Consider the following 14,552-nt stretch of genomic DNA (forward strand, 5'->3'; position numbering starts at 1 on the left):
CCCGCGCGGCGCACGGAACCCGGTCGAACGAGGCTCTGACGCGATGATCGATCGCAGCGATCCGCAATGGTACCGTGACGCCATCATCTACCAGGTCCACGTCAAATCCTTCTTCGACGCCAACAACGACGGCATCGGCGACTTCGACGGCCTGACCGCCAAGCTCGACTACATCCGCGACCTCGGGGTGACGGCGATCTGGGTGATGCCGTTCTACCCCTCGCCGCTGCGGGACGACGGCTACGACATCGCCGACTACAAGGGCATCAACCCGTCCTACGGCACGATGCGCGATTTCCGGCGCTTCGTCCGCGAGGCGCACGAGCGCGGCCTGCGCGTCATCACCGAGCTCGTCATCAACCACACCTCGGACCAGCACCCCTGGTTCCAGCGCGCCCGCAGCGCCCCCAAGGGCTCCAAGTGGCGCGACTTCTACGTCTGGTCCGACACGGACGAGAAGTACCGCGACACGCGCATCATCTTCCTCGACACCGAGGCCTCGAACTGGACCTGGGACCCGGTCGCCAAGGCCTATTACTGGCACCGCTTCTACTCGCACCAGCCGGATCTGAACTTCGACAATCCGCGCGTGCTGGAGGCGGTGATCGAGGTGATGCGCTACTGGCTCGACATGGGGGTGGACGGCCTGCGCCTCGACGCGATCCCCTACCTGATCGAGCGCGAGGACACGAACTGCGAGAACCTCTCCGAGACGCACGACGTCATCAAGAAGATCCGCGCCGCCCTCGACGCCGGCTACCCGGACCGCATGCTGCTCGCCGAGGCCAACCAGTGGCCCGAGGAGACCGCGCAGTACTTCGGCGACGGGGACGAGTGCCACATGGCGTTCCACTTTCCCCTGATGCCGCGGATGTACATGGCGATCGCGCAGGAGGACCGGCACCCGATCACCGATATCATGCGGCAGACGCCGGAGATCCCGGAGGGCTGCCAATGGGCGATCTTCCTGCGCAACCACGACGAGCTGACGCTCGAGATGGTCACCGACAAGGAGCGGGACTACCTCTGGAGCTTCTACGCCGCCGACCGCCGCGCCCGCATCAACCTCGGCATCCGCCGCCGCCTCGCGCCCCTGCTGGAGAACGATCGGCGCAAGATCGAGTTGATGAAGTTCCTGCTGCTGTCGATGCCCGGGACCCCGGTGCTCTATTACGGCGACGAGATCGGGATGGGCGACAACATCTACCTGGGCGACCGCGACGGGGTGCGCACCCCGATGCAATGGTCGCCCGACCGGAACGGCGGCTTCTCCCGCGCCGACCCGGCGCGCCTGTTCCTGCCCACCATCCAGGACCCGATCTACGGCTTCGACGCCGTCAACGTCGAGGCCCATAGCCGCGCCCAGACCAGCCTGCTCAACTGGACGCGGCGGATGATCGCCATCCGCAACAACCACCGCTCGCTCGGCCGCGGCACGCTGCGCTTCCTCTACCCGGACAACCGCAAGGTGCTGGCCTGGCTGCGTGAGTTCGACGACGAGAAGGTGCTCTGCGTCGCCAACCTGTCGCGGGCGCCGCAGGCGGTGCAGCTCGACCTCTCGGAGCTGCGCACGGCGGTGCCGGTGGAGCTCACGGGCGGCACCTCCTTCCCGCCGATCGGCGACCTGCCCTACCTGCTGACGCTGCCGGCCTACGGCTTCTACTGGTTCAAGCTGGCGCAGGGCCACGCCGAGGCGGCGCCGCGCCAGGAGGCGCCCGAACTCTTCACCCTCGTGCTCACCGGAGGCGTCGAGACCCTGATCCAGGGCCGCGAGCGGCAGGCCTTCGAGCGCACGGTGGCGCCGCGCTTCATCGGCTCGCGGCGCTGGTTCGGGGCCAAGGGCTCGCGCATCCGGCAGGTGCAGGTCGTCGACAGCGCCGTCCTGCCCGCCCGCTCGGGCCGGAGCGGCTACCTGCTGCCGCGCCTGTCCGTGTCGCTCTCGAGCGGCGAGCGCCAGGAATACTTCACGCCGCTCGCGGTGGACGAGGGCCGGGAGGACGAGGCGCTCCTCGACCACGCCGTCGCGCGGGTGCGGCGCGGGCCGCGGATGGGCCTCCTGTACGGGGCGGCCTCCTCGCCGGACTTCGCCCTCGCGGTCGTCGACGGGATGCGGGAGGGCCGCGACCTGCCCTCCGAGGAGGGGCGGCTCGAATTCCGCGCCACCTCGCTCTTCGACCCGGATCTCGACCTCGACCCGGCCGACATCCGCCGGCTCTCGGCCGAGCAGAGCAACACCTCGATCGCCTTCGGCTCGCGGCTGATGCTGAAGCTCCTGCGCCGCCTCCAGACCGGGACCCATCCCGAGGTCGAGGTCGGCCGCTTCCTCACCGAGGTGACGGGGTTCCGCAACACGCCGGCGCTCCTCGGCACGGTCGAGCATGTCGGCCGGGACGGCACCCGCACGGCGCTCGCCCTGCTGCAGGCCTTCGTGCGCAACCAGGGCGACGCGTGGGCGCTGATGCGCGAGTACCTGCGCCGCGACCTCGACGCGATCGTGCTCGTGCCCGAGAGCGAGGCGCAGGCGCCCGAGGAGGTCTTCGGCACCCACCTGCGCTGGGCGAGCCTGCTCGGCCAGCGCACCGCCGAGATGCACCGCGCCTTCGCGATGGAGACCGACGACCCGGCCTTCGCGGCCGAGCCCTTCACGTCGGAGGACCTCGCCGCCCTCGTCGCCGATACCCGCCGCCAGGGCGAGAAGGCGATGCGCGGCGTCGCGGGGATCCCCGCCACGGCCTCCGCGAGCGCCCGCGAGGCGGCCGCGGCGATCCTCGCCGCCCGCGAGGAGATCGAGGCGCTGATCACCCGGCTCGGGCGCCTCGATCCGGTCGGGGCCCACAAGACCCGCATCCACGGCGATTACCATCTCGGCCAGGTGCTCGCCTCCCAGGACGACCTCATCATCGTCGACTTCGAGGGCGAGCCGTCCCGGCCGGTCGAGGAGCGGCGGGCCAAGGCGACGCCGCTGCGCGACGTCGCCGGCGTGCTGCGCTCCTTCGCGTATGGCGGCGAGACGGTGACCCGGGAGATCGTCTCCCGCTTCGCCGAGGCCGAGGACCGCACGGTCGCGGCGGTCGCGGCCTGGCGCGGCCTGATCGAGGGCGCCTTCCTGGAGGCCTACGGGCACACCGTGCGCGGCAGCCGGGCCGCCGTCGCGGACGACGTCACCCACGAGCGCCTGCTGCGCCTCTGCCTGCTGAACAAGGCGCTCTACGAGATCGACTACGAGGCCAACAACCGCCCGGACTGGATCGAGATTCCGGCCCGCGGCGTGCTCTCCCTGCTGGACCATATGAGAAAGGTGCCCGAATGACGGTTGACGCGACCCGCGCCCGCCCGCCGGCCCCGCCCTCCCGGACGATTCCTGCGGCCGCCCCGGACGCGCCGGGCCAGGCGCCCCGCCCCGCCGTGCCGGCCCGCCACGCCGGGCTCCACCCGGACGCCGTCGAGGCGATCATGGCGGCCGGCCACGGCGATCCGTTCGCGGTCCTGGGTCCGCACGAGGTCTCGCCCGGCCGGTGGGAGGTGCGGGCCGTGCTGCCCGAGGCGCGCGCCGCGGCTTTGATCCTCGGCGAGGCCCGGATCGAGATGGAGCGCCGCCACCCGGCCGGCTTCTTCGTCGGCGCCTTCGCGCATGAGGGCCGCCCGGATTACCGCATCGCGGTCGAGGCCTGGGACAACACCGAGCGGCTGCGGCGCGACCCCTACGAGTTCGGCACCACGCTGAACCAGGCCGAGATCGGGCTCCTGCGCGACGTCGGCAACGACGCGGTGCAGCGGGTGCTCGGCGGGCAGGCGGTCACGATCGGCGGCGTGCCGGGCTTCCGCTTCGCGGTCTGGGCGCCCAATGCCCGGCGCGTCAGCGTGGTCGGCGACTTCAACGACTGGGACGGGCGCCGCCACCCGATGCGCCTGTGGCACGACGGCGGCGTCTGGGAACTCTTCATCCCCGACCTGCCCAAGGGCACGAACTACAAGTTCGAGATCCGCGGCCCGGACGGCGCGGTCCTGCCGCTCAAGGCGGACCCGGTCGCCTTCGCGGCCCAGCAGCCGCCCGAGACCGCCTCGCGCCTCAACGGGCGGCCGCAGCCGCGCTGGCGCGACGGGGCCTGGATGGGCAGCCGCGGCAAGGCCGACCACCGCCACAGCCCGATCAGCATCTACGAGGTGCATCTCGGCTCCTGGGCGCGGGTGCCGGAGGAGGGGAACCGCTACCTCACCTACCGGGAACTCGCGGCGCGGCTGATCCCCTACGTCAAGGAGATGGGCTTCACCCATATCGAGCTCCTGCCCATCACCGAGCACCCGTTCGACGGCTCCTGGGGCTACCAGCCGGTCTCGCTCTTCGCGCCGACCAGCCGCTTCGGCTCGCCCGAGGATTTCTGCGAGTTCGTCAACGCCGCCCACGAGGCGGGCCTCGGCATCCTCCTCGACTGGGTGCCGGGCCACTTCCCCCTCGACGCGCACGGGCTCGGGCTCTTCGACGGCACCCACCTGTACGAGCACGCCGATCCCCGCCAGGGCTTCCACCAGGATTGGGGCACCTACATCTACAATTTCGGGCGCACCGAGGTCTCGGCCTTCCTGGCGGCCAATGCCCGCTTCTGGCTGGAGGAGTACCACCTCGACGGGCTTCGCGTGGACGCGGTCGCCTCCATGCTCTACCTCGACTATTCGCGGCGGGCCGGCGAGTGGATCCCCAACCAGTACGGGGGCAACGAGAATCTCGACGCGATCAACTTCCTGCGCCGGACCAACGAGGCGACCTACGCGCACGCCCCCGGCACCATGACGGTGGCGGAGGAATCGACCTCCTGGCCCGGCGTCTCGCACCCGACCTATACCGGCGGGCTCGGCTTCGGCTTCAAGTGGAACATGGGGTGGATGCACGACACCCTGCGCTTCATCTCGAAGGACCCGGTGCACCGCCGCTACCACCACAACGACCTGACCTTCGGGCTGCTCTACGCCTTCTCGGAGAACTTCATCCTGCCGCTGTCCCACGACGAGGTGGTGCACGGCAAGGGCTCGCTCATCGGCAAGATGCCGGGCGACCGCTGGCAGAGATTCGCCAACCTGCGCGCCTATTTCGGCTTCATGTGGGGCCATCCCGGCAAGAAGCTGCTGTTCATGGGCGGCGAGTTCGGCCAGGAGCGGGAGTGGAACCACAACCAGAGCCTGGACTGGCACCTGCTCGACGACGCGTTCCATCGCGGCGTCAAGGACCTCGTGCGCGACCTCAACCACCTCTACGCGGCGGTGCCGGCCCTCCACGCCCGCGACACGGAGGCGGCCGGCTTCGAGTGGCTGGTGGCGGACGATGCCGACAACAGCGTGATCGCCTGGGCCCGCAAGGGCCGCGAGGCGGGGCAGGTCGCGATCGTGGTGTCGAACTTCACCCCGATCCCCCGCCACGGCTACCGCATCGGCGTGCCGGCCCCGGGCTATTACCGGGAGGCGATCAACACCGACGCGGCCGCCTACGGCGGCAGCAACGTCGGCAATTACGGGGGCCTGGAGGCGTCCTGCGACCCCTCGCACGGGCAATCCTGCTCGCTGACCCTGTCGCTGCCGCCGCTGGGGACCGTGATCCTGGTGCGCGAGGGCTGAGACGCTGTCCGGACGTGATCGTCCGGACAGCGTCTGACGAGCCCGCGCGGCGCGTGAGCGGAGCCGACATCCGCATGGCCGAAATGGGAGATGGCGACGCAATCCGTCGGATTTCGGATGATCCCCGCGGGGGCTCTCGCGGGCGCGTCGCCTCTCCCCGGCCGCGGGGCGCCCGCGCGCGCATGAGGGTTGAGTCGGGCGGCCCGGGAGGGCATGGCTCGGGGGTCGTCCCTCCCTGCCGCGAGCCGCGCCCATGATCCCGACCCCCGTGCCCGCCCTCATGCCGCCGATGAATCCCGCGGCGGCCGGCGTCCTGCCGAGCGGGATCGGGGAACTGATCGCCTACGGTGCCGACCGCGAGGGCCTGATCCCGCTCTGGGTGGGAGAGGGCGACCGGCCGACCCCGGCCTTCATCGGCGAGGCCGCCGCCCGGGCGATCCGGGACGGGCACACCTTCTACACGAGGATGCTCGGCATCCCGCCGCTGCGCGAGGCGATCGCCGATGACGTGGCGGCGGTCTACGGCGGCCCGGCGGAGCCCGAGCGGATCTTCGTCACGGTCGGCGGCATGCAGGCGTTCCAGGTGGCGCTCGCGATCGCGGCCGCCCCCGGCGACGAGGTCGTGATCCCGACCCCGACCTGGCCGAACTTCTTCGGCGCCATCGCGGCGCACGGCGCCCGCCGCGTCATGGTGCCGATGCAGTTCGACCCGGCCTCCGGCTGGGCCCTCGACGTGGAGCGCCTCGCCGCCGCGGTCACGCCGGCGACCCGCGCCATCGTGCTCAACTCGCCCGCCAACCCGACCGGCTGGACCGCGAGCCGCGACGACCTGCGCGCCGTCCTGGCCATCGCCCGGCGCCACGGCCTCTGGATCATCGCCGACGAGATCTACGGGCGCTTCAGCTTCGACCCGGCCCACGCGGCCCTCGGGCGCGCGCCCTCGTTCCGCGACGTCTGGGAGCCCGAGGACCGCGACCGCCTGCTCTTCGTCCAGAACTTCTCGAAGAACTGGGCGATGACGGGCTGGCGCATCGGCTGGCTCGAAGGACCGGTGGCGCTCGGGCGGATCGTCGACGGGCTCGTCCTCTACGGGACCTCCGGCGTGGCGACGTTCCTGCAGCACGCGGCCGTGGCGGCGATCCGCGAGGGCGGGGCGCTCGTCGCCGGCCAGATCGCCCAGGCCCGCGAGGGGCGGCGCATCCTGGTCGAGGGACTGGGGCGGCTGCCGGGCGTCGAACTGCCGCCGCCGGCCGGCGCCTTCTACGCCTTCCCGCGGGTTCCCGCCGAGCCCGATGCGCGCCGCCTCGCCATGCGCCTCGTCGACGAGGCCAATGTGGGCGTCGCCCCGGGCACCGCCTTCGGCCCGGGCGGCGAGCGCTTCCTGCGGCTCTGCTTCGCCCGCGGCGCCGCCGACCTGGAGGAGGCGGTGCGGCGGCTCGCCCCGGTGCTCGCCCGCTGATGGGCGGGGCGGTCGCGGTCCGCACCGCGGTGCGGTGCAGCCCCCACGGTCCAGATGCGCGGCCGGCACGCGAGGGACCGCGCCCCGGGAGGAGCGGCCCCTCCCCGACCTGAGCGGGTGCACCTGGGCGGGTGCACCTGAGCGGGCGCACCTGGGCGGGCGCACCTGGGCGGGCGCACCTGGGCGGGCGCGGGGCTGTGCCGGGCCGCGCGCCGCTCGGTCTTCCCGCCCGCAGGACGACAGGCTCCTCGCGAGGCCGGCGCCCGGCCGCGGCTCCCGCGTGCCGCTCCGCGCCGCGCCGGCCCCGGTTCCCGCGCCGGGGCGGCCGTTTCATCGAACGCGCATTTGGACTTGCCCGACAATCAGTGCATCCTGGCACCGCACCGGGCAGGCCCGCCAAGAACAAGAAGGCTGTGCGCTCGACCGCGGAGGAAACATGAACGAGATCGTCGACCCCGATTCCTTGATCGGCGCCGAGTCCGAGAGACGGACCGGGACCTTCTTCGGCGGCTGCCCGCACGACTGCCCCGACACCTGCTCGATGCTGTTCGAGGTGAAGGACGGCGAACTCCTCGGCGTGCGCGGCAACCCCGACCATCCGATGACCCGCGGCGGCCTCTGCGTGAAGCTGAAGGACTACGAGAAGCGCCACTACCACCCGGACCGTCTTCTCTACCCGATGCGCCGGGTCGGCCCGAAGGGCTCGAAGCAGTTCGAGCGCATCACCTGGGACGAGGCGCTGGACACGATCGTCGCCCGGTGGAGGGCGATCATCGACCGTTACGGCCCGCAGGCCATCGCCCCCTACAGCTACCTCGGCAACCAGGGGCTCGTGCACGGGCTCAACGGCGGCGACGCGTTCTTCAACCGCCTGGGCGCCACCGTCACCGAGCGGACCTTCTGCGGTGAGGGCTCCTGCACCGCCTGGCTGCTCACGGTCGGCCCGACCGCGGGCCTCGACCCGGACAGCTACATCCACTCCAAGTACATCGTCATCTGGGCCTGCAACTCGGTCAGCACGAACCTGCACCACTGGGCGATCGTCAAGGACGCCCAGCAGAAGGGTGCCAAGGTCGTCGTGATCGACGCCTACGCCTCGCGCACCGCCAAGGGTGCCGACTGGCACATCGCACCGAAGCCCGGCACCGACGGCGCACTGGCGATGGCGCTGATCAACGCGATCATCGCGCAGGGCCTCGTCGACCAGGATTACGTCGACAACCACACGATCGGCTTCGAGGATCTCAAGGAGCGCGCGCGCACGCGCACGCCGGAATGGGCCGCGGAGATCACCGGCGTCCCGGCCGAGGACATCCGCAAGCTCGCCTACGAGATGGCGACCGCCCAGCCGGTGGGCATCCGCATCGGCGTGGCGCTGGAGCGCCACTACGGCGGCGGCCAGACCATCCGGGCCGTCGCCTGCATCCCGGCGCTCACCGGCGCGTGGCGCCACGTCGGCGGCGGCATCACGCAGTTCGGGGTCTGGGAGCATCCCTACAAGTTCGACGTCATCTGCCGTCCCGACCTGATCCCGGAGGGCACCCGCGTCGTCAGCAACCTGCAGATCGGTCGGGCGCTCACCGGCGAGCTGAAGCTCGACCCCCCGATCATGTCGATGATGTGCTGGAACTCGAACCCGGTCACCCAGGCGCCCGAGACCGACAAGATCGTCGAGGGATTGATGCGCGAGGACCTGTTCCTGGTCTCGGCCGAGCACTTCATCTCGGACACGGCCTCCTACGCCGACATCCTGCTGCCGGCCGCGATGGGCGCCGAGATGGAGGACATGATCCTCTCCTGGGGTCACCTCTACCTGACCTACAATACCAAGTGCGCGCAAGCGCCCGGCGAGGCCATTCCCAACAACGAGATCTTCCGGAGGCTGGCCGCCCGGCTCGGCTTCGAGGAGGAAAACTTCAAGTGGTCGGACGCGGAGTGCCTGGAGCGCTACGTCGACTGGAACTCTCCGGCCTGCGAGGGCATCGACCTGCAATACCTGCGCGAGCACGGCTTCGCCCGGCTGAAGGTCGGCACGCCCGACGACCGGGCGCCGCACCGCGAGGGCAACTTCCCGACGCCGACCGGCAAGTGCATGTTCAAGGTCGAGGGCGCCACGAACTTCGTCGCCCCGCCGTTCCGGCAGATGTACGAGGGGTTCCAGCCCGGCGAGGCGCTCGACCCGCTGCCCGACTATCTCGGCCCGCGCGAGTCCCCCGCGAGCGACCCCGACCTCGCCGCGCGCTACCCGCTCAACATCGTCTCGCCCAAGAGCCACTACTTCCTGAACTCCTGCTACGCGAACATGGAGGACAAGCAGAAGGGGCAGGGGGAGCAGTTCGTGATGATCAGCCCCCGGGATGCCGAGGCGCGCGGCATCGTGGATGGCGACCGCGTGCGGGTCGCCAACGGCCGCGGCGGCTTCAAGGGCGTGGCGCGCGTCACCGACGACGTGAAGTCCGGGATCGTGGTGGCCACGCTCGGCTACTGGCGCCAGCTCAACGAGGGCACGGTGAACAGCATCTCGTCGTCGGCCTTCACCGACATGGGGCATGCGCCCTCGTTCTCCGACAACCTCGTCGAGGTCTCGCGCGTCAATTGAGGCGACGGCGCCCCGCCCCGCTGGGGGCGGGGCGCCCCGAGCGGGATGCGGGCAGGGAAACGGGATTGTCGCGCCCCCGCGTCGCAGCCGCCGGTTGCCGCGCGCACCCGGCCGCGCGCCGCCCCGCGGCGACCGGGCTCCCTCGCCCCGACGCCGTGGCGGCCCGACCGATAGCGACCGAGACAAGAGTGATTCGGGCGACGACCGCCCCGAACGTGCGATGGGGCGCCCTCGGGAGAGGGCGCCCCATCCTCGCTCCGGGTCGGCTGCCGCTCAGCTGTGCGCCAGCACCGCCAGCAGCAGCAGCGCGATGATGTTGGTGATCTTGATCGCCGGGTTCACGGCGGGGCCGGCGGTGTCCTTGTAGGGATCGCCGACCGTGTCACCGGTCACGGCCGCCTTGTGGGCGTCCGAGCCCTTGCCGCCGTGATGGCCGTCCTCGATGTACTTCTTGGCGTTGTCCCAGGCGCCGCCCCCGGACGTCATCGAGACCGCCACGTAGAGGCCGGTCAGGATCACGCCGAGCAGCATCGCGCCCACCGCCGCGAAGGCCTGGGCCTTGCCCGCGATGAGGTTGATCACGAAGAACAGCACCACCGGCGACAGCACCGGGAGCAGGGAGGGCACCACCATCTCGCGGATCGCCGCGCGGGTGAGCATGTCGACGGCCCGGCCGTAATCGGGCCGGTCCGTGCCCTTCATGATGCCGGGCTTCTCGCGGAATTGCCGGCGCACCTCCTCGACCACCGCGCCCGCCGCCCGGCCCACCGCCGTCATGGCGATGCCGCCGAACAGGTAGGGGATCAGGCCACCGAGCAGCAGGCCCACCACCACGTAGGGGTTGGAGAGCGAGAAATCGACGCTCACGCCCTGGAAGTAGCGGTACTGGGTCGGGCTCGCGTTCTGCACGAAGTAGTTGAGGTCCGACGTGTAGGCCGCGAACAGCACCAGGGCGCCGAGACCGGCCGAGCCGATCGCGTAGCCCTTGGTGACGGCCTTGGTGGTGTTGCCGACCGCGTCGAGGGCGTCGGTCGACTTGCGCACGTCCTTGGGCAGGCCGGCCATCTCGGCGATGCCGCCGGCATTGTCGGTGACCGGCCCGAAGGCGTCGAGCGCCACCACCACGCCGGCGAGCGCCAGCATGGCGGTGACCGCCACCGCGATGCCGAACAGACCGGCCAGCATGTAGGTGGAGATGATGCCGGCCACGATCACGATGGCGGGCATCGCCGTCGATTCGAGGGAGATCGCGAGCCCCTGGATCACGTTGGTGCCGTGACCGGTCACCGACGAGTAGGCGATCGACTTGACCGGGCGGTAATTGGTGCCGGTGTAGTACTCGGTGATCACCACGATCAGCGCCGTGATCACCAGGCCGATCACCGCGCACAGGAACAGGCTGAGCGAGGTGAAGGTGACGCCCGTGTTGGTGGTGAAGCTGGTGTTGAAGCCGCCGAACAGGACGAAGTTGATGCCCGCGATGGCGGCGACGGAGAGCACGCCGGCGCCGATCAGGCCCTTGTAGAGGGCGCCCATGATCGACTGGTTGGCGCCGAGCGTGACGAAGAAGGTGCCGATGATCGAGGTGACGATGCAGGCCGCGCCGATCGCCATCGGGTAGAGCAGCATCGTCTCGAGCACGTTGCGCCCGCCGACCTCGGTCTGGCCCGAGAAGAAGATCGCGGCGAGCACCATGGTGGCGACCAGCGTCACCGCGTAGGTCTCGAACAGGTCGGCCGCCATGCCGGCGCAGTCGCCGACATTGTCGCCGACATTGTCCGCGATGGTGGCGGGGTTGCGCGGATCGTCCTCCGGGATGCCGGCCTCGACCTTGCCGACGAGGTCGCCGCCCACATCCGCGCCCTTGGTGAAGATGCCGCCGCCGAGGCGGGCGAAGATCGAGATCAGGGAGGCGCCGAAGCCGAGCGCCACCAGCGCGTCGATGACCTCGCGGCTCGCGGGCGAGAGCCCGAGCTGGCGCGTGAGGTAGGTGTAGTAGAGGGCGACGCCGAGGAGGGCGAGGCCCGCCACCAGCATGCCGGTGACCGCGCCGGACTTGAAGGCGACGTCGAGGCCGCCGCCGAGCGACTGCGTGGCGGCCTGGGCGGTGCGCACGTTGGCCCGCACCGAGACGTTCATGCCGATGAACCCGGCCGCCCCCGACAGCACCGCACCGATCAGGAAGCCGATCCCGACCTTGATCCCGAGGAAGTAGGAGAGCAGGGCGAAGAGCGCGACGCCGACCACCGCGATGGTGACGTATTGCCGCCGCAGGTAGGCCTGGGCGCCCTCGGCGATGGCACCCGCGATCTCCTGCATGCGCTGGGTGCCCGCGTCGCGCCGCATGACGTCGTTGATGGTGTAAATGCCGTAGGCAACGGCGCAGAGGCCGCCCAGGATGATGAGCAGGAGTGCGGTCATTCTACCGTCCTTGATGTCGGGCCATGCCCCGCGACGGTTGACGGCCTTGGTGGCGAGCGGCGTCCCGTGCGGGTGTCCCTCCCCAGATGAGCGGCCCGGCCTGATCCCGGCTCGCCGGTCCTGAGTGCCAAACTTCCAGGGCGAGCGCAAACGCTCTTAAGCTTCTCCACCGCCGGAAGGGTGCGGACAGCCCGGCGACCCCGACGAAAGTCGTGCTCAGAAGTGGCTGAACGAGCCGCCGGCGAAGATCCGGTCGCTGCCGTCGCGGTCCCGGAACCGGGGCGGGGCGGGGCCCTCGGTCACGGTGCCGATCGGCGTCAGGGGGATCCCGGCCGCCTCGGCCTCGGCCCGGATCGCCCCGAGGCGGGCGGGCGGCACCGCGCAGAGCAGCTCGTAATCGTCCCCGCCAGTCAGGGCCGCCTCGCGCAGGCCCGGCTCGGCCGCGAGCGCGGCGCGGGCCGCGGGCGAGAGGGGAATCGCGGCGAGGTCGACCTCCGCGCCCGCCCCGGAGGCGCGCAGCATCTTGGCGAGGTCGCCCACCAGCCCGTCCGAGACGTCCATGGCGGCGCCCGCATGGGCGAGGAGGGCGGGCGCGAGCGGCAGGCGCGGGCGCGGATGCAGGTAGCGGTCGGCGAGGTGATCGCGCTCCGCCGCCGAGAGGGCGCCGGCCCAGGCGGGCTCCGCGCGCAGACGCAGCCCGAGCGCCGCGTCCCCGATCGTGCCCGAGACGAGGAGCCGGTCCCCGGGCTTCGCCGCGAAGCGCCGCACCATCCGGCCGGCCGGGACCTCGCCGAGGGCCGTGACGCCGATCAGGGTCGGGCCCGCCGCCCGGACCGTGTCGCCGCCGAGGAGCGGGCAGCCCCAACGCTGCGCCGTCGCGCCGAGCCCGGCGCAGAAGGCGGCGAGCCACGCCTCGGTCCAGGATTCCGCGAGGGCGAGGGTCAGCAGGAAGCCGCGCGGCCGCGCGCCCTTGGCGGCGAGGTCGGACAGGTTCACGCCGAGCGCCTTCACGGCGATCGAGGCGGGAGGATCGTCGGGGAAGTAGTGGACGCCCGCCACCACCGCGTCGGTGGTGAGGACGAGGTCGTGGCCGGGGGAGGGCGCGAGTTCCGCCGCGTCGTCCCGCAGCCCGAGCCCGCCAGGCCCGGCGAGCGGGGCGAAGTAGCGGGCGATCAGCGCGTCCTCGGAGGGGCGGGGGGTCATCGGGACTCGCTCCCCTGCGCGCCGCGTCCGCGCGGGACGGAAGGCCGGGCCCTGGGCCGGGGCCGGGACCGGGCGGCGCCTCGCCCGCTCGTCACCCGTCGCGGGCGGCCTTGTCGAGCTCCTCGGCCCGCGCCGCCCGGGCCACCTTGTCGAGCACCGCGTTGACCAGCCCCGGCTCGTCGCCGCCGTAGAAGCTGTGGGCGACGTCCACGTATTCGGAGATCGCCACCCGCACCGGCACGTCCTTGCGGAAGATCACCTCGTAGGCGCCGGCCCGCAGGATCGCGCGCAGGACCGCCTCGATCCGGCGCAGCGGCCAGCCGGCCGAGAGCGCCCCGTCGAGGCGCTGGTCGATGAGCCGCTGCTCCTCCACCGCCCCGCGCAGCACGTCGCGGAAGAAGGCCGTCTCGGCCGGGGGATGCTCGATGCCATCGACCACCTGGCCGATCCAGAAGGCCTCGAACTCCGCCAGCGCGTCGATGACGCCCTTGCCGGAGATCTCCATCTCGTAGAGGGCCTGGACCACGGCGAGGCGGGCGCCGCTGCGCTCGGCGGGTTTCATTCCTGCGTCTCCGCGGCGCGGCGGGGGGTGAAGCCGATGGTCCGGTCGGGGCGCTCGGCGGCCTTCGCGCGCTTGAGCGCGAGCACCGCGAGGGCCGCCTCGGCGGCGCCCCCACCCTTGTTCATCTCCGAGACGCGGGCCCGCGCCTGCGCCTGCGCCTCGGTCTCGACCGTGAGGATGCCGTTGCCGAGCGGCAGGCGCAGCAGGACCGAGAGGTCCATCAGCGCCCGCGCGCTCTCGCCCGCCACGATGTCGTAATGTCCGGTCTCGCCCCGGATGACGCAGCCGAGCGCCACCACGGCGTCGTAGGGCCTGGCCTCGCGCGCGGCGGCCTCGACCAGGATCGCCACCGCCTGGGGGATCTCCAGCGCGCCCGGCACGGTCACGACCTCCGCCTCGGCCTGCGCGGCGGCGATCGCCGCCGTGGCGCCGCGCAGGAGCTCGTCGGCAATGTCCTCGTAGTAGCGGGCCTCGACGACCAGGATGCGCGCATCCTTGAGCGACGGGCGGTCCTTCCCGCTGTCTCGGCGTGGCGTGACCATCTCGCGATCCCGATCGGACGGTTGAGAAACCTAGAGGTGAACCTGCGGCGGTGAACGTGCGGAGGCGACTCGCGGCGAACGCGCGGGGCCGCCACCGTTGCGGCGCGCCCCGACCGGATGCCGGTCCCGACCGGAGGGGCGAGCACTAGACCGAAGCGC

General features: G+C 71.7%; 8 protein-coding genes. 4 read left to right on the forward strand and 4 right to left on the reverse strand.

What is annotated here, in order from left to right; translation table 11 throughout:
• The first annotated feature begins 43 nt into the window (after positions 1 to 43).
• The 4 genes from treS to MET2598_RS0128070 all read left to right on the forward strand — a co-directional run bounded on the left by treS (position 44) and on the right by MET2598_RS0128070 (position 9,665).
• Positions 44 to 3,310, forward strand: coding sequence for a maltose alpha-D-glucosyltransferase (treS, locus tag MET2598_RS0128055; RefSeq protein WP_018263126.1), 3,267 nt, complete (start codon positions 44 to 46; stop codon positions 3,308 to 3,310).
• Positions 3,307 to 5,607: a 1,4-alpha-glucan branching protein GlgB gene (gene glgB, locus MET2598_RS0128060; protein ID WP_018263127.1), complete on the forward strand. Its 2,301-nt coding sequence runs from the start codon at positions 3,307 to 3,309 to the stop codon at positions 5,605 to 5,607. The genes treS and glgB overlap by 4 nt, the downstream gene beginning before the upstream one ends.
• A gap of 253 nt (positions 5,608 to 5,860) precedes the next feature.
• Entirely contained in the window at positions 5,861 to 7,066 is a 1,206-nt protein-coding gene (locus MET2598_RS0128065) for a pyridoxal phosphate-dependent aminotransferase (RefSeq protein WP_018263128.1), read from the forward strand.
• 436 nt (positions 7,067 to 7,502) lie between these two features.
• On the forward strand, positions 7,503 to 9,665 hold the full coding sequence (locus MET2598_RS0128070) for a molybdopterin-containing oxidoreductase family protein (protein ID WP_018263129.1): 2,163 nt from the start codon (positions 7,503 to 7,505) through the stop codon (positions 9,663 to 9,665).
• A gap of 273 nt (positions 9,666 to 9,938) precedes the next feature.
• Here the strand turns inward: MET2598_RS0128070 and MET2598_RS0128075 are convergent, their stop codons facing one another.
• The 4 genes from MET2598_RS0128075 to ribH all read right to left on the reverse strand — a co-directional run bounded on the left by MET2598_RS0128075 (position 9,939) and on the right by ribH (position 14,393).
• A complete protein-coding gene (locus MET2598_RS0128075) occupies positions 9,939 to 12,086 on the reverse strand; it encodes a sodium-translocating pyrophosphatase (RefSeq protein WP_018263130.1) in 2,148 nt (715 codons plus the stop codon).
• Positions 12,087 to 12,302: 216 nt separating this feature from the next.
• Positions 12,303 to 13,289 (reverse strand): thiamine-phosphate kinase, encoded by a 987-nt coding sequence (gene thiL / locus MET2598_RS0128080; protein WP_012336421.1) that lies wholly within the window; start codon positions 13,287 to 13,289, stop codon positions 12,303 to 12,305.
• Between the two features lie 91 nt (positions 13,290 to 13,380).
• Entirely contained in the window at positions 13,381 to 13,851 is a 471-nt protein-coding gene (gene nusB, locus MET2598_RS0128085) for a transcription antitermination factor NusB (RefSeq protein ID WP_012336420.1), read from the reverse strand.
• Positions 13,848 to 14,393: a 6,7-dimethyl-8-ribityllumazine synthase gene (gene ribH / locus MET2598_RS0128090; RefSeq protein WP_018263131.1), complete on the reverse strand. Its 546-nt coding sequence runs from the start codon at positions 14,391 to 14,393 to the stop codon at positions 13,848 to 13,850. The genes nusB and ribH overlap by 4 nt, the downstream gene beginning before the upstream one ends.
• Positions 14,394 to 14,552: the final 159 nt, after the last annotated feature.

It is taken from the genome of Methylobacterium sp. WSM2598, assembly GCF_000379105.1.
Taxonomy (GTDB): domain Bacteria; phylum Pseudomonadota; class Alphaproteobacteria; order Rhizobiales; family Beijerinckiaceae; genus Methylobacterium.

Excerpts from the sequence above, each read along its gene's own strand:
- MET2598_RS0128070 (WP_018263129.1), top strand. The coding sequence starts at position 7,503 with ATGAACGAGATCGTCGACCCCGATTCCTTGATCGGCGCCGAGTCCGAG.
- MET2598_RS0128065 (WP_018263128.1), top strand. The coding sequence starts at position 5,861 with ATGATCCCGACCCCCGTGCCCGCCCTCATGCCGCCGATGAATCCCGCG.
- glgB (WP_018263127.1), top strand. The coding sequence starts at position 3,307 with ATGACGGTTGACGCGACCCGCGCCCGCCCGCCGGCCCCGCCCTCCCGG.
- nusB (WP_012336420.1), bottom strand. The coding sequence starts at position 13,851 with ATGAAACCCGCCGAGCGCAGCGGCGCCCGCCTCGCCGTGGTCCAGGCC.
- MET2598_RS0128075 (WP_018263130.1), bottom strand. The coding sequence starts at position 12,086 with ATGACCGCACTCCTGCTCATCATCCTGGGCGGCCTCTGCGCCGTTGCC.
- treS (WP_018263126.1), top strand. The coding sequence starts at position 44 with ATGATCGATCGCAGCGATCCGCAATGGTACCGTGACGCCATCATCTAC.
- thiL (WP_012336421.1), bottom strand. The coding sequence starts at position 13,289 with ATGACCCCCCGCCCCTCCGAGGACGCGCTGATCGCCCGCTACTTCGCC.
- ribH (WP_018263131.1), bottom strand. The coding sequence starts at position 14,393 with ATGGTCACGCCACGCCGAGACAGCGGGAAGGACCGCCCGTCGCTCAAG.